Genomic DNA, 18,848 nt, shown 5'->3' with positions numbered 1-18,848 from the left:
CCTGACCTTTAAAAGTTATCTTATTATTTTATTAAACTGAAAGGGGTTGCATCCATTGCAACAAATTTGGGACTACCTCACTCAAGAAAAACTTAGAGCAATAGATGTAATTATTATTACTGTTGTTAGTTCAATTGTTTATGGCATTATTAGTGGTTTTGTTAAATCTGTAGGAAAGTCCACATTTCTAAAATTATCAAAAAGTATAAAAAATGTCATTAGAAAGTATGTAAAACAAAAACCTAGTTTTAACGAACTTATAGATATGGAGAGAAGAGTTAATGAGGGAGAACATTTAAAATGGTATGAAAGAATAGGCTATTACAAAGCAAAGAAAAACCTTCTAAAAGCAGTGTCAAAACATAAATTAAGTAATGGTTTAGATCCTAAGACATTCAACAATCAAATGAATGAACTAAATAACATAAAAGATAAATTAAAGTTATGAGAGAGCGTTTAATCAACGTTCTTTTGCTTATCGATTCCCAGTAAGCGAGAGTCAAATGACGAGTTTCTACTATAGTATATATGACTCCGAGTTTAACTACGAGTCCGCAACTTATTATTATATTCAAAATATCCTTGTCTTATACCATTATCTATTGTATTATGTTGATAACAACTTACACCAATGACCAACAAACTTTTAAAAACGAACCAACAAATAACACAATGAATAAGAATACGATATTTACATAAACCTTGATATAACGGTGGTTACACAGTTAGTATTTCTAAAGCAAAACCAACCAATAGTGAATTTATCGCAATGGTTGCAGATCGTCTTCGTTTAGAGCACCGCGCAAGTTAATAATGCCAAGAACACCCTTCATTCACCATTAATTGGTCAATGAAGGGTGTTCTTGTGTAACTCCTAAAAAAAAAGACACGTCCTATGAATAAAATACTTATTTAGAGGGATTTTACAAATAGAGATGTTAATAATTTTTAGGAGGAAAGAAAAAAAATGAAAAAAACCCTTATAGTCGCTTTGTTACTATTTGCTTTGGTACCGTTTACAGTTTCTGCTCAATCATCGACTTACATAGTACAGCCCGGTGATAGTATGTGGAAAATAGCTGTAAAGTATCAAGTAGGTGTAACGGAAATTATAGAAGCTAATCCACAAATTAAGAATCCGAATTTGATTTACCCAAATCAAAAATTAACAATTCCTAGTCTAGATGCTGTTAAGAAAATTGAACACGAGGTTATTCAATTAACGAATCAGGAAAGAGCTAAATATGGCCTCGCTGCATTGAAACCTGATTGGGAATTATCAAGGGTAGCCAGATATAAATCCCAAGATATGCATGACAAAAATTATTTTGATCATAACAGTCCAACATATGGATCTCCTTTTACTATGATACAAAACTTTGGAATAAGTTACCGTGCAGCGGCTGAGAATATTGCTAGAGGTCAACAAACACCAAGGGAAGTAGTAAAAGCATGGATGAACAGTCCGGGGCACCGCAAAAACATTCTGAATGGGGAATACACGCATATTGGTGTAGGATATGTAAAAGATGGGAACTACTGGACACAACAATTTATAAAGAAATAAACTGATATAGGAAGGTCAAACCATTCAATGGTTTGGCCTTTCTGTTTGATATAGAAAACATAGTAAGGTTCTCTTACATATGAATAGACATATGCCAACCCTTTTAAGCAACCATATGATGGGATAAACCTTTGAAATTTAATGAATCAGGGATAAGAGCGCAAGTTAACTTAGAAATTCTCCTAGATTATTTGATTTATAGCAATGTTTTTGATAACAAAAATTCTAGAAGTATGTTAATATTTTGAATTGTATAGAAAACTACAAATGGAGAGGTTAAATAACATGAAAGTAGCTAAATTTGGTGGAAGTTCAGTCGCGAGTGCTGAACAGTTAAGAAAAGTTGCTAACATTATAAAGAATGATAAAGATAGAAGAGCGATCGTAGTTTCTGCACCTGGTAAACGTAGCAAAGACGATACAAAAGTGACAGATTTGTTGATTGGCTTAGGGGAAGCATATCAAACTGGGAAATCATATGAGAAACAGCTTGACCAAGTATTAGAGCGCTTTAAAGATATTACAGAACAGCTTGAAATATCCAATAACATAATTACTGAAATCAAACAAGATGTAGAAGTTGTTTTTTCTTCTGATTATAGCAATGCATTAAAACTTGACGCTATTAAGGCAATTGGAGAAGATTCACTGGCAAAAGTGTTAAGTGAATACTTGAAGTCTCTAGGGCTTGAAGCAACTTATATGAACCCTAAGGATGCAGGTATTTATCTAAGTGATGAGCCTGGTAATGCTCAGATTCTGGATGAGAGTTATGACCACTTGTATAAATTGAGAGACCGTGAAGGAATTTTTGTGATTCCGGGATTCTTTGGTTATACAAAGGATGGAAAATTAGTAACTTTCTCACGAGGCGGTTCTGATATAACAGGTTCGATTGTTGCAGCTGGTGTACAAGCTGATCTTTATGAAAACTTTACAGATGTTGATTCCGTATATTCTGTTAACCCGAATATCGTTGAAAATCCAAAGGAAATTACATCCCTTACTTATAAGGAAATGCGAGAACTTTCTTATGCGGGGTTTGCTGTTTTTCATGATGAAGCACTCATTCCTGCATTTAAAGCTAGTATTCCTGTTTGTATTAAAAACACAAACAATCCTAATGGACTAGGAACAATTATCGTTTCCCAAAAAGAAACTAGTGAGAATCCTGTTGTTGGTATTGCAAGTGATACTGGTTTCTTAAGCCTTTATGTAAGCAAGTACTTAATGAATCGAGAGTTAGGTTTTGGTCGACGTCTATTACATATCCTAGAAGATGAAGGTATCTCTTTTGAACACACTCCTTCAGGTATTGATGATATGTCAGTTATCATAAGAGAAAGTCAACTTCCAAAAGAAAAGGAAGAAAATGTTATTAAACGAATTAAAAATGAGTTAGATCCAGATATGGTATATACCGAAAGAGACCTTGCTTTGGTCATGATCGTTGGTGAGGGTATGAACAGCACGATAGGTATCGCTGAAAAGGCAACTGCCGCATTCTCTAGGGCAAATGTAAATTTAGAAATGATCAACCAAGGATCCTCTGAGGTATCTATGATGTTTGGAATTAAGTCATCTGGTGTAGATAAAGCAGTAAAATCACTTTACCAAGCATTTTTTGAATAGGTTTGGACTAAGGCGAAATCACAATGTGATTTTGCCTTTTTTACGTTTAGATTATATAGAGGTTTAAAATTTACAATGGATGTTTACGATGCTAAACTTAAGTAACTTTAATGACGGATTGAAAAGTATCACTGTTCCGTTATTTTGGATTCAATATAGTGGGAGTAGCTGCCAATAGTATGTGTTTACCTAATTTAAGAAAGCGTATAAAATAGGGATTGGAGTTGAACTATGATTGAATTAATAACGGAAAGATTAAGAATAACGCCACTAAGTTCAGAGCACTTAAAATCACTTATTTTTAACCCAAAGAAACTAGAACAAGAGTTATCCTTGAGGGGATCAGGAAAACTTCTGAGTCCGGATCTTAAATATGCCATGGAAATACGACGTTCAAAGGTGCTAGAGGATGAGGGGAATTACATTTGGTACACTAATTGGTTAATCATATTGAAAGATGGAAACTGTCATGTTGGTGGGATTATGGTAAAAGGTCTCCCAAATAAAGATGGAGAAGTGATAATTGGTTACTATACCCTTTCCGCTTATCAAGGAAACGGGTATATGACAGAGGCAATTAACGCTATGAAAAAGTGGTTGTTAGAGCAGCCTAATATTTCATTTGTGATCGCAGATACTGATAAGGACAATATTCCTTCGCATAGAGTTTTAGAAAAAACAGGGGCAGAAATGTATAAGGAAACAGACAGCCTATACTTTTGGAGAATTAGCTAAAAAAAGTATCACATAGATTACAGAAACGATAAAGAGTCACCATTCAATGGTGACTTTTTAAGTAACAACTATTCAAAATATGTTTAATTTGCTTCTAGTTGCCTCTTGATCAATTCTTTGTTACGTTCCTTAAATTTATCGTTATGAGAGGAGACCATTGCTATTCCTTCTGCATTAGGTTCGATGTATTGCTTCGCTTTATTAACTGCATTGGCTGCGTCTTGAAATGCTCCAGCTATTAGGTGTAGTTTACCGCTATGCTTTAAAATATCTCCTGCTGCATATAAACCTTCAACAGAAGACTCACTATTAACATTTCCTGCTATAAAAAAATCATCTAAAATTTCAATTTGTAAATCATTATTGTCAAGCAAGGTTTTATCTCGATCATAGCCATGATTAATGATGACTTCGTCAATCGGTACAGTGAAAACTTCACCAGTATCCGCATTGGTCAGCTCGACTTGTTTTATAACATCTTTTTTATCAGTAGCGACTAACTTTGAAATGGTAGTGTTAAAAAGACAATCAACAGAACTGTTTAAAAGTTGAGTGACTTGAGCTTCATGTCCATTAAGTTTGTCTTTACGATATGTTAGATAAACCTTTTTAGCTATTTGCTCTAGTTCATTTGCCCAATCAATAGCCGCATTCCCACCGCCTGAAATGATAACTGTTTTATCAATGAACTTATTAAGTGACTTAACCGTATAGTTTAAGTTCGTAACTTCAAATCTTTCTGCACCTTCAATTTGGAGTTTTTGAGGCTTTAAAATACCACTACCAACTGCAACAATAACTGTTTTAGAAAAGTGTTCTTCACCAGAAGCGGTATGTAAAATAAAGATCCCTTGATCATTCTTGGAGATAGATTCCACTTTTTGATTAAGAACGACAGTAGGATCGAATGTTAACCCTTGTTCAACTAACTGGGCAATTAACCTTTCACCAGTTACTGGTGTTAAACCACCGACGTCCCAAATCATCTTTTCTGGATAAACATGAATTTTTCCGCCTAATTGAGTCTGGTACTCAATTATTTTTGTTTTCATTTCTCTTAATCCACTATAAAAAGTGGAAAATAATCCTGCAGGTCCACCACCAATTATTGTCACATCATAAAGTTCGTTTGTATTCATTCGTTCACCCCTAGAATCTAAATGTAATTGATTATCATTCTCAATTAATCATACATGGTATTTTTGGACTTTTCAATATATTTTTGGAAATATATTGCTATCAATTATTATTTATTGAGGAATGGAGTAGTGTAAATCTGGAGTGTATAAAGATTATGTTGATAATGAAGGCGCCATATTTCAGTTTAGTCCATTTTACAAGCAAACTAGAAAAAGCCGATCTTTGTAGACAAAATCGACCTTTTCTAGTTAATAAAGTTTTATTTGATTAACTCCAAAGGATTCTTTGTTTCTATGGGTTGTAAGGCTTCTTTTAACTCCAAGTAGCTGTAAATACCTTGTTTCTTGGCAAGTTGTAAAAGTGAAATAAAGAGCTCTGCAGTCATTTTAGCATCATTTAACGCATGGTGACGCTCCATGTGCTTAATTCCGAAAAAATTAATAAGTGGATCAAGCTGTGAATTAATATCTGGTAGTAACCATTTGGCAAGTAATTGAGAATCAATTACTGTAGGTTCATAACTAGGTAATTTCCAACGTTTAAGCATCGTTTGTAAAAAACGGATATCAAATTTAGCGGGGTGTGCTACCAATACACTATTTTGACTAAATTCTAGAAATTTATGAAATCCTTCGAAAAAGGGAGGTGCACGATCAATTTCATTTTTGCTAAGTCCTGTTAGGGAATGGATTCGTTTAGAAACTGGTCGGATAGGTTTTATTGTTTGGTAAAAAGTCTTAGTTGAGCATTGGTTCCAGCCTTTAAGTTGTATGGCGCCAATGGAAATGATTTCATGGCCTATTTCAGGAATAAGCCCAGTAGTTTCTAAATCAAATACAGTATAGGTGATCTCGTCTAAGTTTTGATCTATTATTTGATCCTTTGCAATGGTATCCATATAACTTTTTAATGTAAAATAGCTATCCCATTGAAAAAATGGCTGCATTTTATAACGATAGATTGGTTTTTCGAAAAAAAAGTATTTTAATATTTGCAAATCAATCGGTAACATTAAACCACCCGATTCCGGTTATAGCTCAACTCTAACACCTGTTGCAACCGTTTCGCGACATTTAAAGATTCCCTTAATTTACGTTTTTCCTCTTTGGATAGCTCATACATACTAATGGAATTACCTAATGGTTGATTACTCTTTAATTCTTTCAGATTTTGTTCTAATCTAAAGGTTAAAAGGCGGTGTAAGGCCATTTTGGCATTTTCCTTATCTCGATGGTGATACCTTTCCTGTGCGGTCAATTCCTGTAAACGGCTAATGGTATTAATTGTATCTAGTCCATTCTTTATCGCATAAATTCTTATTGCATTGACAATTTGCATGATGGCAGACTTTTTAAGATTAAGACCACGGTTCTTTCCGATTCCAATCATCCTACCAAATGGGTGAAGAGGAACTTTAAATCGTAATGTATCTTTCATAAGTAATTGTTGCAAATGTAAGGAATTTTGCATTTTGGTTGTTAACTTACCTCTTAATTGATATGCGAGCGCATAATCTCCAGATATAGGCCTGAAATCAGTGAAAATAGTAAAGTCTCTAATCTCTTCCGCATCCATTTTCTTTATCCAATCAACTAAATCACTTTCCCATTGTCCGAGTGTTTTTCTCCATTTAGCTTCTTTTGCCATAATCCCCCCTGTACATAAAGGGAATCCACATTGTTCTAACATGTAGTTAATTTTATGACTAAACTTAGCGAAATAATCTTCAATCTTTGGTGCGTCCTCTAGATGATGATAATTAGCTAGAATTAACCCATTATCTTGATCAGTACTAAATCCTTGTTCTTTTCTTCCACCACTTCCCATGACAATAAAACAATAGTTGATTTGAGGAGGTCCGTATCCTTCTTGTTGCATTTCTTCCTCAGCTAACTGAATAACTTGACGATGTATTTTATCATTTAGATTTGTAATTAATTCGCAAATGTCGTAACCGAGCATTCCATCAGTAATCAGATCGGTAACGAACTGTTGGAATGTTTTATTATGAATTGGGGACAGCTGTTTTAATTCATATAGCGATCGAGCGATACTAATCTTATAAGACGTATCAAAATAAATAGAGTCATTAATGGTAAAGAAGGAGGATTGTCTGAGAAAACCAACAACCTTCGTCCTATGAAATACAGGGATGATAGATGTTGGATGATGTTTTAAAAAGGTGAGGGCATCATAAATGAAAGTTTGTGCGGTTACCGAAAAGTGATCGGTTTTCATAAATTCACAAACTGGATAGTCCTGTTTACCCTCAATACATGCATCAATTATTTCCGAATAGCTAATTAATCCATCCATCTGCGTATTGTCCTTGCTAACGATTAATCCTTCCAGTTCTCTAACTTGTATTAGAGACGCGGCTTCTTTAATAGTTGCATTTGGGTTAATAAAGATCGGCGTCTCCATAAACTTATCTACACGTTTCGTATATAATTCAACATCACCAGATTGATCATCATCGTTACTCTTGTATTTGACTTCTTGATACAAGCTTTTCATCAAATTACTAATTTCATCTAACACAACTTTAGAGAACTTCGTGTTTTGGTTCATAACAGTCATGAAATGATCTTTGTTAAAACATATGGTTTGACAATCCTCTAGTGCTTGAACAGAAAACTGCATTTCCCCACTGGAAAGAATGATCATAATTCCAATTAGGTCACTAGGGTAATAGAAACGAATCGGTATTTGTTTGCCACTGTCGCGGTGCATAATGTTTTTAGCGAGGCCTGATACCAAAAAATGAATTTCTATAGAATCAGAGTGTTGATCTTCGTGAAACAAAAACTCATTTTCTTTAAATTCTTTTATTTCTGCACCTACTGTGAGTAAAGTGAATTCATCTTCTGTGAGTAAATCGAAAGGGTACTGTTGTAAAAACATATCCATATATTCTTCCAAGCTTGTCACCACCTATTTATTACTTTTGCTGGTCTGATTCTTTTCCAAATCTCCCCTTTGTAAGATTTCTTTTTCGGTCTCTATGTAAAATAAACCCACCTATAAAAGTTAATCCTATTAGGAAGAAAATTATACCTATGATCACCTGTATAGCAATATGAAAAAAGATTGGGTAGGAAATCCCGAAAAAGGCGTCGCGAATAAGTTTAATTCCAATGGTCGCAATAATTCCTGGAACTACTAATAATAATAATGCAAAAAACCTCATTTTATCACCTCTTCCTACTGAGTATAGCAAAGCTTATAGCTATTGAAAACAGAGGAATCTTGCTAAAATGTGCAGAAAGGGATAAGATATAACCATGCAAAAAAATGCAAGGTGTGAAGCCCATGAAACGTGTACTAATTGTAGGCGCTGGAAAAGGAGGTTCCGCTTTAATAGAACTTCTTCATCATTCAGACCAATTAAAGATTGTTGCTGTTATCGATTTAAGGAGTGATGCGCTTGGTATTAAACTAGCTAAGAAATACGAGTATCCTACAGGGGAAGATTGGAAAGCTTGGATTGATAGGGATATAGATATTGTGATAGAGGCAACGGGTATAGAAAGTGTTTATGAAGCTATCATACAATTAAAACAAGATAGCACAATCATTGTTTCTGGTGATGTTGAAAGGATAACTTCCTCCATTTTACAAGAAAAAGATATGCTACTACATAATTTGCAAGAACAAAAGCAACATCAGGATTTAATATTAAATCATATGGATGAAGGTATGATTGTCGTAGATGCACATGAGACAATTACGTTTGTCAATCGTCGGGCGGTTGAAATAATTGGTGATCTCCCCACGCGATTGATAGGAAAGCCGATACGAAAAATTATTGACCATTCTCGGCTACCTCACACTCTTCGGTCTTGTATGAAGGAAATGAATCGAGAGTTTGTATTGCCTAATGGGAAGAAGGTAATTACATCTAGGGTTCCGATAATAGATAGTAAACAGACTTTGGTGGGTGCTTTTGCGGTTTTTAGAGACATGACAGATGTAGCTAATCTTGCTGAACAAGTCACGGGGTTAAAAGAAGTGAAGAAAATGCTTGAAGCTATTTTTTATTCCTCACAAGAAGCCATAAGTGTTGTCGATGAATCTGGAAGAGGAATTATGATTAATCCGGCTTATTCTAACATAACTGGGTTGAAGGAAGAAGATGTAGTTGGGAAGCCAGCATCCACAGATATCTCTGAAGGAGAAAGTATCCACATGAAGGTTCTTCAGACAAGAAGGGCTGTTCGTGGAGCTAGGATGAGAGTCGGTCCAACAAATAAAGAGGTAATTGTTAATGTAGCACCGATTATAGTGGATGGAAAGTTAAAAGGTAGCGTCGGTGTGCTCCATGATGTTTCGGAAATACAACGGTTAACAAATGATTTAAAACAGGCAAGACAAATCATTAGAAAATTAGAAAACAATTATTCCTTTGACGATATCATAGGGGAATCCAGCGAATTGATAGTTGCATTGGAACAAGCGAAAGTTAGCGCCAAAATGTTCGCTCCAGTTTTACTACGTGGTGAAACTGGGACTGGAAAGGTACTTTTTGCTCACGCTATCCATAACGAGAGTAGTCGCAAGCACAATAAATTCATTCATGTACACTGTGCAGGGGCAGAATCGGATATGGAAAACCAATTGTTTGGTTATATAGATAATACCTATGAGACGAGAATTGGTTACTTTGAAGAAGCGAATAATGGGACAATCTTTCTTGATGAGATAGGTAAGTTATCGCTCTCAGTCCAAGCTAGATTACTGCGTGTCCTAGAAAAAAATGAGGTTGTACGGGTTGGGGAAACTAATCCAGTTAACGTCGATGTTAGGGTTATTACATCTACCAATGAAAACCTAGAAAAAGGAATTATGCAAGGTAGCTTCCGAGAAGACCTTTATTATCGATTGAATCGATTGCCTGTTTTCATTCCAGCATTGCGTGAAAGATTAGCGGATCTGCGTATCTTAACCTTGCATTTAATAGAAAAAATGAATAAAGAATATGGTCGAAGGATCAAAGGTGTAGAAGAAGGTGTATTCCGTTATCTAGAGAGCTATCATTGGCCTGGTAATATACGGGAGCTAGAGAATGTGATTAGTCAAGCTATGATAAACATGGAAGTGAGTGAACAAATGATTTTAAAAAAGCATTTGCCATCACTACTACAACAATCAAGCCAAATCAATTCAAATGAGTTTGTTTTGGAAAAGGAAACATTACAGGTTGCGATTGAACGACATGAAAAAAAAGTTATAGAGAAAGCCTTACACATAAATGGCTATAATAAAACAAAAACAGCTACTGATCTAGGGATTTCAATTAGAAGTTTGTATTATAAAATGGAAAAACATGATCTCTCTAGAGAAAAATTGCAATAATTTGCATGGTGGTTGAATAACAATGTATTGAAGGGAAGCCTGCATCTAATTTTTTTAAGTTAGAGTAGACTAGGGAATTTTAAAAAAACAATTGTGTAATCAAGCTAATATAAAAAGAGGTAGCAATAATAGAACCTGACACGGATTTGGGTGATTTTACCAGACGTTTTTTTGAGGAGAAACAGGAAACAATATATAAGTAATGGTTCTTTTATTTCCTTTTATACTATCAAAGACAGTTTAAATAAAACTAGGTTGCACGATTAGTGTGCCTTAGTTTCTTTAGTCCTTACTCTGTAATATAAATTAGGAGGCAAAAAGAATGAGAATTTTTGATTATATGGAAACTTATGACTATGAACAATTGGTGATTTGCCAAGATAAGCAATCAGGTTTAAAGGCAATCATTGCTATACATGATACAACACTTGGACCTGCTTTGGGTGGGACAAGAATGTGGACTTACGAGTCTGAAGAAGCAGCAATCGAGGATGCCTTAAGGTTGGCAAAAGGAATGACTTATAAAAATGCTGCAGCAGGTCTCAACCTTGGTGGAGGTAAGACTGTTATTATAGGGGATCCGAAAAAAGATAAAAATGAGGCAATGTTCCGAGCGTTTGGTCGTTATATCCAAGGACTGAATGGACGTTATATTACAGCTGAAGATGTAGGAACAACCGTCCAAGATATGGACATTATCCATGAGGAGACGGATTATGTAACAGGTATCTCACCTGCATTTGGTTCTTCGGGGAATCCTTCTCCAGTTACTGCTTATGGAGTTTATAAGGGAATTAAAGCTGCTGCTAAAGAAATGTTTGGTTCGGACATGCTTGATGGAAAAACAATAGCTATTCAAGGGGTTGGTAGTGTTGCCTTTACCCTTTGTGAATACTTACATAAAGAAGGCGCAAGTCTAATTGTTACAGACATAAATAAAGAGGCTGTTAATCGTGCAGTAGAGGCATTTGGTGCTAAAGCGGTAGATCCAGATGACATTTACTCCGTTGATTGTGACATATATGCACCATGTGCGTTAGGAGCAACCATAAACGATGACACAATACCTAAATTAAAAGCAAAAGTCGTTGCAGGTGCAGCAAATAATCAATTACAAGAAGCGAAGCATGGTGATGAGTTACAACATAGAGGAATACTGTACGCCCCGGACTTCGTTATCAACGCCGGTGGTGTGATAAATATTGCTGATGAGTTAAATGGATATAATAAAGAGCGTGCTTTAAAACGTGTAGAAACCATTTATGATAACTTAACTAAAGTATTTGAAATTGCCAAAAGGGATCATATCCCTACTTATATGGCAGCTGATCGTATGGCGGAAGAGCGTATAGAAAGTCTTCGCCAGTCACGAAGCCAGTTTTTACAAAATGGTCAACATATACTTAGTAGAAGGTAAGCGGTAGGAGGGGTCTTAGATTGCCTGAATTATTCCGGATATTAGTAATAAATCCAGGAACAACTTCTACAAAAATTGCACTCTATTCGAATGACCAGTGTTTGTTTGAAAGAAACATTCACCATTCAGAATATATATTATCCAATTTTAATAGAGTTATGGAACAAGATGAGTATAGAAAAAAGATGATTCTAGAGGAATTGAGTCAGCAAGGGATCAATCTTTCCAAAATAGATGCTGTCTGTGGTAGGGGAGGTTTGTTGCGACCAATTGAAGGTGGAGCCTACCGCGTTAATTCAAAAATGCTTCAGGATTTAAAAATGGGGTATAATGGAGAACACGCGTCTAACTTAGGTGGGATATTAGCCCACGAAATTGCATCAAATCTAAATGTTCCTGCCTTCATAGTCGACCCTGTTGTAGTAGACGAATTAGAACCATTAGCTCGGGTCTCTGGTATTCCAGAGATTCCGAGAATTAGTATATTTCATGCCCTTAATCAAAAATCCGTTGCGCGAATTGCTGCAAATGATTTGGGAAAGGCGTACGAGAATGTTAATTTAGTAGTAGGTCATATGGGTGGAGGTATAACAGTAGGTGCTCATAACTGCGGTAAAGTAATTGATGTCAATAATGGTTTACATGGTGATGGTCCATTTTCGCCAGAGCGAGCAGGAACGATACCTGCGGGTGATTTAGTGGATATGGCGTATACAGGACAGTTTACAAGAGAAGAATTAATCAATAAAATTGTTGGCAAAGGTGGTCTAATTGGTCACTTACAGACCAATAATAGGTATGAAATAGAAGCTAGGATACAGGCGGGAGATCACCATGCCCGTTTTATTATAGATGCAATGGCGTATCAAGTAGCGAAAGAAATAGGATCCATGAGTAGTGTCTTGTGTGGACAAGTAGATGGAATAGTACTGACAGGTGAGTTGGCGAACTGGAATCGATTAGTTGATGCTATATCTGATCGAGTGAATTGGATAGCCGATGTTCTTGTTTATCCAGGAGAAAATGTGATGTTTGCACTTGCTCAGGGTACATTACGTGTATTACAAGGAACAGAAATCTCAAAAGATTACATAGGAGCAAACATAGAGAGAGGAGGAAATTAAATATGGCAACTGATTATGATGTAGTTATTTTAGGCGGAGGTACAGGTGGTTATGTTGCAGCTATACGCGCATCCCAATTAGGACTTAAAACGGCAATTGTCGAAAAGGATAAACTTGGCGGCACATGCTTACATAAAGGCTGTATTCCATCTAAATCACTACTTAGAAGTGCAGAAGTCTTCCGACAATCAAAGGATGCAGACCAGTATGGGATCGAATGTTCAGATGTTCGTATAAATTTTTCAAAGGTATTGGAACGAAAAGATGCAGTTGTTGAACGTTTGCATAAAGGAGTTATTGGACTGATGCAGCAAGGAAAAATTGATGTTTATGAAGGTTTTGGTAGATTGTTAGGTCCTTCGATTTTCTCACCTACAGCAGGAACAATCTCGGTAGAATATATAGATGGTAGAGAAAATGATATCTTAATTCCTAAGAATGTTCTTATTGCAACAGGTTCCAAGCCAAGGGAATTGCCGCATCTAAAGGTTGATGGAGAATTAATACTTAATTCGGATCAAGCGCTAGAAATGACGGAATTGCCATCATCTATCATTATTGTTGGAGGTGGAGTCATTGGCGTGGAATGGGCCTCGATGCTAGCTGATTTTGGTGTAGAAGTGAAGATTATAGAATATGCAGATCGTATTGTTCCCTTAGAGGATTTAGACATTTCCAAGGAAATAACAAGGTGTCTGAAAAAGAAGGGTATTTCGATTGTTACTAGTGCCAACATACTTCCTGATACCATTGTAAAAACGGATCAAGTTCAATTTGAAGTAGAAGATAATAAGGGAACAACTATTCACATTGCTGATAAAATATTAGTTTCTGTTGGAAGAAAGCCAAATACAGAACAAATTGGCTTAGAAAACACGGATATCCTTTTAAATGAACAAGGGTTTGTTGAAACGAATTCCAATTACCAAACAAAAGAAGGACATATCTATGCAATTGGAGATGTAATTGGAGGGATGCAATTAGCCCATGTTGCTTCACATGAAGGAATGGTTGCTGTTGACCATATAGCTGGTCAAGATCCTTACCCAATCAATTATCTTAATATTCCAACATGCATATACTCTCATCCTGAGGTGGCGAGTGTGGGCTTAACCGAACAACAAGCGATTGAGCAAGGTTATTCTATTAAAAAAGGTAAAATTTCTTTCAAGGCCATAGGTAAAGCTCTTGTCTATGGGGAAACAGACGGGTTTGTTAAAGTTATATCAGATTCAGTGACAGATGATTTGTTAGGGGTTCATATGATTGGCCCTCATGTTACCGATATGATATCGGAAGCAGGTCTAGCCAAAGTGTTGGATGCAACACCGTGGGAGATTGGACAAACGATTCATCCTCATCCATCATTATCGGAAGCAATTGGAGAGGCTGCGTTAATAGTAGAGGGGAGGAAAATACATGGTTAAAACAGATAGGAGTATGGAAGTGGTTGAAAATCGACATAAGTCATTAGGGTTATCTGACGAACAAGTAATAGAAATGTACCGTATTATGTTACTTGCGAGAAGGATTGATGAAAGAATGTGGTTGTTAAACCGTTCTGGTAAAATTCCATTCGTAGTTTCGTGCCAAGGTCAAGAAGCTGCCCAAGTAGGTGCGTCCTTTGCTTTAGATAGAGACAAGGATTATGCTCTTCCTTATTACCGTGACGTTGGAGTGGTGTTAGCCTTTGGTATGACTACACAAGATTTAATGTTACAGGCGTATGCTAAAGCTGAGGATCCTAATTCTGGTGGTAGACAAATGCCTGGGCATTTTGGACAACATAAAAACCGTTTGGTTACGGGGTCTTCGCCAGTTACAACACAGGTTCCGCACGCTGTAGGGATTGCATTAGCTGCTAGAATGGAAAAGAAAGATTTGGTAAGCTTTGTTACCTTTGGCGAAGGATCTTCGAATCAAGGGGACTTCCATGAAGGGGCGAATTTTGCTGGGGTACACAAGTTACCTGTAATATTTATGGTTGAGAACAATCAATATGCTATTTCTGTTCCGCTTAGTAAACAAGTAGCATGTGAAAAAATATCTGATCGTGCTATCGGATATGGAATGCCAGGAGTGACAGTTGATGGTAATGACCCGTTAGAGGTTTATAGTGCTGTAAAAGAGGCGGCAGATCGAGCGCGTAAAGGGGAAGGACCGTCCTTAATAGAAGCACTTACTTACCGTTTAACACCGCATTCTAGTGATGATGACGATCGCTCTTACCGAGAAAGAGATGAAGTAGATCGTGCGAAAGAAAAAGACGGGGTCTTAACATTTGCCTCTTATTTACGTGATATAGGTATACTAACGGAAGAATTAGAGAAGCAGATGAATGATGAGATTAGTTCCATAATTGATGATGCAACGGATTATGCAGAGCGGGCGCCGTATGCTGATGCGGATACAATCTATAGATATGTTTATGGGGAGCAAGGAGGGGAATAACATGCCAGTAATATCATATATACAAGCGGTGACCCAGGCGTTAAAGGAAGAAATGACAAGAGACGAGAAAGTGTTTATTCTGGGTGAAGATGTAGGAGTGCGTGGTGGTGTGTTTCGTGCTACAGATGGTTTATATGAACAATTTGGGGAAGCTCGCGTATTAGATACACCACTCGCGGAATCTGCAATAGCCGGTGTTGGAATCGGGGCAGCGATGTATGGAATGCGACCAGTAGCAGAAATGCAGTTTGCTGATTTTATTATGCCTGCTGTAAATCAAATTATCTCAGAAGCAGCAAAGATAAGATACCGTTCGAACAATGATTGGAACTGTCCGATTACGATTCGTGCTCCATATGGTGGAGGTGTTCACGGGGCATTGTATCACTCCCAATCGGTGGAGGCTGTTTTTGCAAATCAACCGGGATTGAAAATTGTCATGCCTTCTACTCCTTATGATGTGAAAGGACTCTTAAAAGCAGCTATTAGAGATAATGACCCAGTTTTATTTTTTGAGCATAAACGGGCGTATCGTCTCATTAAAGGCGAAGTTCCGGAAGGGGATTATACCTTACCAATTGGAAAGGCTGATGTAAAAAGAGAGGGTTCTGATATAACCGTCATTACCTATGGATTATGTGTTCATTTTGCTCTACAGGCGGCAGAAAAATTAGCAACAGAAGGAATTAATGCACATATCCTTGATTTAAGGACAGTATATCCTTTAGACAAAGAATCCATTATTGAAGCGGCGTCTAAAACAGGAAAAGTATTGTTAATAACAGAGGACAATAAAGAAGGTAGTATTATTGGGGAAGTAGCAGCGATTATCAGTGAAAATTGTTTATTTGACTTAGACGCACCGATAAAACGTTTAGCAGGACCAGATGTACCTTCGATGCCATATGCCCCAACTATGGAGAAGGAATTTATGATCAACCCAGATAAAGTTGAAAAAGCAATGCGAGATCTGGCAGAATTTTAAAGTGAAGGAGGGACATGCTTTGGCTTTAGAAAAAATACTCATGCCCCAGCTTGGTGAAAGTGTAACGGAAGGAACGGTAAGCAACTGGCTTGTACAAGAGGGTGATCATGTTAATAAATATGATCCCATTGCAGAGGTCATGACTGATAAAGTAAATGCGGAAGTACCATCTTCCTTTACTGGAGTTATTAAAGAACTTGTAGCTGATGAAGGACAAACAATAGAAGTTGGAGAATTAATGTGCTACATAGAAGTAGAAGGTTCTAAGGGTGAAGAAGCTGAAGTGATCAGTCAATCACAGGATCAACAAGAGGTTCGTTCCGACGCTCAACAGGATCAATCTATGAAATCTAGATATTCCCCAGCAGTAATGCGTCTGGCACAAGAAAATAGTATAGACTTGAGTCAGGTTAGCGGTTCTGGACGTGGTGGTAGAATAACTCGTAAAGATATTGAACAGATTATTCAAACTGGTCAGATTCCGAATGTGAAAGAAGAGCAAGTAGCTACTAGTCCGGAGCAGAAAGAGGCTGAATACACACCACCTACTATTAAGCGGAAGTTTGTTCAAGCTGATCCTGGTGATAAAGAGATCCCTGTCACAGGAATTAGAAAAACAATAGCACAAAATATGGTACGGTCTAAAACAGAAATCCCTCATGCTTGGATGATGATTGAGGTTGATGTAACGAATCTGGTTAAATACAGGGATTCGGAGAAAAGTAAATTTAAGGAGAATGAAGGCTATAACTTATCCTATTTCGCCTTTTTCTTGAATGCTGTGGCAAAAGCATTGAAAAAATTTCCTCAATTGAATAGTTCTTGGGCAGGTGACAAGATTATTCAGCGTAAAGAAATAAACTTATCCATAGCAGTTGCGCATGAACAGGAATTATTTGTCCCTGTAATAAAAAGTGTAGATGAAAAAAGTATAAAAGGTATAGCTAAGGAAATCCATACGTTATCGAAGAAAGCGAGAAATGGAAATTTGACACCACAGGACATGGAAGGTGGTACCTTCACTGTTAACAATACAGGTTCATTTGGCTCCGTTCAATCGATGGGGGTAATCAACTATCCTCAAGCAGCGATTCTACAAGTAGAATCAATTGTAAAACGACCAGTGATCATAAATGACATGTTTGCTGCTCGAGATATGGTTAATCTATGTTTGTCATTAGATCACCGAGTGCTTGATGGTGTTATATGTGGTCAGTTCATGTCACATATAAAAGGGATTCTAGAAAGCATCTCAAGTGATACAACACCAATCTATTAAATCCGGGCTCCCCCGGATTTTTCTTTTAATATAAATGTAGGTTCTACCTTTAGAATGGAATAGAGGCTATGGGGAGTCAATTATAATATTTTAGTTGATCAGATTATTAATCTTCTTCTATAATATATAGTAATAAAATATCTGGAGGTTTATGATGGCTAAAGATAGTTCATTTGATATTGTATCAAAAATAGATATGTCAGAAGTAACAAATGCTATAACAATGGCGAATAAGGAGATAAAAACTAGGTATGATTTTAAAGGGAGTAAAAGTAATCTTAGTTTGGAAAATGAAGAACTTGTCCTAATCTCTGATGATGAATACAAGCTGGATCAGTTAAAGGATGTATTAATAAGTAAATTAATAAAACGTGGTGTAACTTCGAAAAGTATGGATTACGGTAAAATTGAGGCTGCCTCTGGAGGCACTGTGCGTCAACGCGCCAAATTAGTTCAAGGAATAGATAAGGAACAAGCTAAAAAAATTAATACAATTATAAAAAATACGGGACTTAAGGTGAAAAGTCAGGTCCAGGACGATCAAGTGCGTGTTACAGGAAAAAATCGTGATGACTTACAAGGTATTATTGCTGCTATAAAAGATGCTGATTTGCCTATTGATGTTCAGTTTATTAATTATAGATAAGTTAAAAAACACCACCACTAGTTAGTTTTCTACTCTAACTAGTGGTGGTCGGTATTGAGCACTGAATTTGGTGCTCTCTTTTTATATATTATATTGTTTCTTGAGCCAGTAGTATAGTTGTCAATTACATGCAAGAATAATAACTAACCCCTCTTTTATATAGTAGATAAATTAAATTGCATTTTTAAGTTTACTATTTAAGGTATTTGGAAAGCATGATTTGGGAATGAGGATTTTATAGCAATATACTATTATTTATTAAGAAATTGTTTTTCTCTATTGATAAGCACAAAAATCCATGGTATATTATAAATCTGTTAACGGGAGCTACTAATAAATGTTGAAATTCTTGTTGACATTCACTAATTAAACGTGATATATTATTGGAGTCGCCTTTAAAGCGAACGAAGCATTAAAATATGAAAAGTTATTGACTTTATCAAAATAACTTGATAAAATATAAAAGTTGTCGTTCCTATTAGGATGATAACGATTGATCTTTGAAAACTGAACAAAA

Annotated in this window: 16 protein-coding genes and 1 pseudogene; 13 read left to right on the top strand and 4 right to left on the bottom strand. The window is 36.3% G+C overall.

All coding sequences use genetic code 11. The features are described 5' to 3' along the window. Nucleotides 1–55: 55 nt before the first annotated feature. The 5 genes and pseudogenes from H7K77_RS11690 to H7K77_RS11670 all read left to right on the top strand — a co-directional run bounded on the left by H7K77_RS11690 (nt 56) and on the right by H7K77_RS11670 (nt 3,934). Nucleotides 56–448: a hypothetical protein gene (locus H7K77_RS11690; RefSeq protein ID WP_186578028.1), complete on the top strand. Its 393-nt coding sequence runs from the start codon at nt 56–58 to the stop codon at nt 446–448. A 267-nt stretch (nt 449–715) separates the two neighbouring features. Next, nucleotides 716–811 (top strand): annotated as a pseudogene (locus H7K77_RS11685) (sporulation transcription factor Spo0A); the annotation flags it as partial. Nucleotides 812–967: 156 nt separating this feature from the next. Beyond that, the gene (gene safA / locus H7K77_RS11680) at nt 968–1,567 is read left to right on the top strand and encodes a SafA/ExsA family spore coat assembly protein (protein ID WP_186578027.1); all 600 of its coding nucleotides are present in this window, start codon (nt 968–970) and stop codon (nt 1,565–1,567) included. Nucleotides 1,568–1,852: 285 nt separating this feature from the next. Continuing rightward, complete coding sequence (locus H7K77_RS11675; RefSeq protein WP_186578026.1) at nt 1,853–3,199, top strand: aspartate kinase; 1,347 nt, start codon at nt 1,853–1,855, stop codon at nt 3,197–3,199. Between the two features lie 231 nt (nt 3,200–3,430). Continuing rightward, a complete protein-coding gene (locus H7K77_RS11670; RefSeq protein ID WP_186578025.1) occupies nt 3,431–3,934 on the top strand; it encodes a GNAT family N-acetyltransferase in 504 nt (167 codons plus the stop codon). Nucleotides 3,935–4,017: 83 nt separating this feature from the next. Here the strand turns inward: H7K77_RS11670 and H7K77_RS11665 are convergent, their stop codons facing one another. The 4 genes from H7K77_RS11665 to H7K77_RS11650 form a co-directional block, all read right to left on the bottom strand. Next, nucleotides 4,018–5,073: an NAD(P)/FAD-dependent oxidoreductase gene (locus tag H7K77_RS11665; RefSeq protein ID WP_186578024.1), complete on the bottom strand. Its 1,056-nt coding sequence runs from the start codon at nt 5,071–5,073 to the stop codon at nt 4,018–4,020. 260 nt (nt 5,074–5,333) lie between these two features. Beyond that, nucleotides 5,334–6,086 carry a 3'-5' exonuclease gene (locus H7K77_RS11660; RefSeq protein ID WP_186578023.1) on the bottom strand — a complete coding sequence of 251 codons (753 nt, stop codon included), beginning with the start codon at nt 6,084–6,086 and terminating at the stop codon, nt 5,334–5,336. Further along, nucleotides 6,086–8,005 carry a DUF294 nucleotidyltransferase-like domain-containing protein gene (locus tag H7K77_RS11655; protein WP_328701099.1) on the bottom strand — a complete coding sequence of 640 codons (1,920 nt, stop codon included), beginning with the start codon at nt 8,003–8,005 and terminating at the stop codon, nt 6,086–6,088. The genes H7K77_RS11660 and H7K77_RS11655 overlap by 1 nt, the downstream gene beginning before the upstream one ends. A gap of 10 nt (nt 8,006–8,015) precedes the next feature. Continuing rightward, complete coding sequence (locus H7K77_RS11650; RefSeq protein WP_186578021.1) at nt 8,016–8,264, bottom strand: DUF2627 family protein; 249 nt, start codon at nt 8,262–8,264, stop codon at nt 8,016–8,018. A 122-nt stretch (nt 8,265–8,386) separates the two neighbouring features. Here H7K77_RS11650 and H7K77_RS11645 point away from each other — a divergent pair, with 122 nt between their 5' ends. The 8 genes from H7K77_RS11645 (at nt 8,387) to H7K77_RS11610 (ending at nt 18,331) form a co-directional block, all read left to right on the top strand. Next, on the top strand, nt 8,387–10,429 hold the full coding sequence (locus tag H7K77_RS11645) for a sigma 54-interacting transcriptional regulator (RefSeq protein ID WP_186578020.1): 2,043 nt from the start codon (nt 8,387–8,389) through the stop codon (nt 10,427–10,429). Nucleotides 10,430–10,751: 322 nt separating this feature from the next. Then, nucleotides 10,752–11,846 (top strand): branched-chain amino acid dehydrogenase, encoded by a 1,095-nt coding sequence (gene bcd / locus H7K77_RS11640; protein WP_186578019.1) that lies wholly within the window; start codon nt 10,752–10,754, stop codon nt 11,844–11,846. A 20-nt stretch (nt 11,847–11,866) separates the two neighbouring features. Further along, nucleotides 11,867–12,970, top strand: coding sequence for a butyrate kinase (gene buk, locus H7K77_RS11635; protein WP_186578018.1), 1,104 nt, complete (start codon nt 11,867–11,869; stop codon nt 12,968–12,970). Between the two features lie 2 nt (nt 12,971–12,972). Then, nucleotides 12,973–14,397, top strand: a complete 1,425-nt coding sequence (lpdA, locus tag H7K77_RS11630; RefSeq protein WP_186578017.1) for a dihydrolipoyl dehydrogenase — start codon at nt 12,973–12,975, stop codon at nt 14,395–14,397. A gap of 13 nt (nt 14,398–14,410) precedes the next feature. After that, complete coding sequence (locus H7K77_RS11625; RefSeq protein WP_186578096.1) at nt 14,411–15,421, top strand: thiamine pyrophosphate-dependent dehydrogenase E1 component subunit alpha; 1,011 nt, start codon at nt 14,411–14,413, stop codon at nt 15,419–15,421. 1 nt (nt 15,422) lies between these two features. After that, nucleotides 15,423–16,406, top strand: a complete 984-nt coding sequence (locus tag H7K77_RS11620) for an alpha-ketoacid dehydrogenase subunit beta (protein ID WP_186578016.1) — start codon at nt 15,423–15,425, stop codon at nt 16,404–16,406. Between the two features lie 19 nt (nt 16,407–16,425). Further along, complete coding sequence (locus H7K77_RS11615) at nt 16,426–17,685, top strand: dihydrolipoamide acetyltransferase family protein (protein ID WP_186578015.1); 1,260 nt, start codon at nt 16,426–16,428, stop codon at nt 17,683–17,685. Nucleotides 17,686–17,839: 154 nt separating this feature from the next. After that, nucleotides 17,840–18,331: a YajQ family cyclic di-GMP-binding protein gene (locus H7K77_RS11610; RefSeq protein WP_186578014.1), complete on the top strand. Its 492-nt coding sequence runs from the start codon at nt 17,840–17,842 to the stop codon at nt 18,329–18,331. The last annotated feature ends 517 nt before the right edge of the window (nt 18,332–18,848 follow it).

The organism is Aquibacillus kalidii (assembly GCF_014280935.1).
GTDB classification, from domain to species: domain Bacteria; phylum Bacillota; class Bacilli; order Bacillales; family Amphibacillaceae; genus Aquibacillus_D; species Aquibacillus_D kalidii.
The sequence above is the reverse complement of the archived record's forward strand: the minus strand, read 5'-3'. Positions and strand labels throughout refer to the sequence as shown.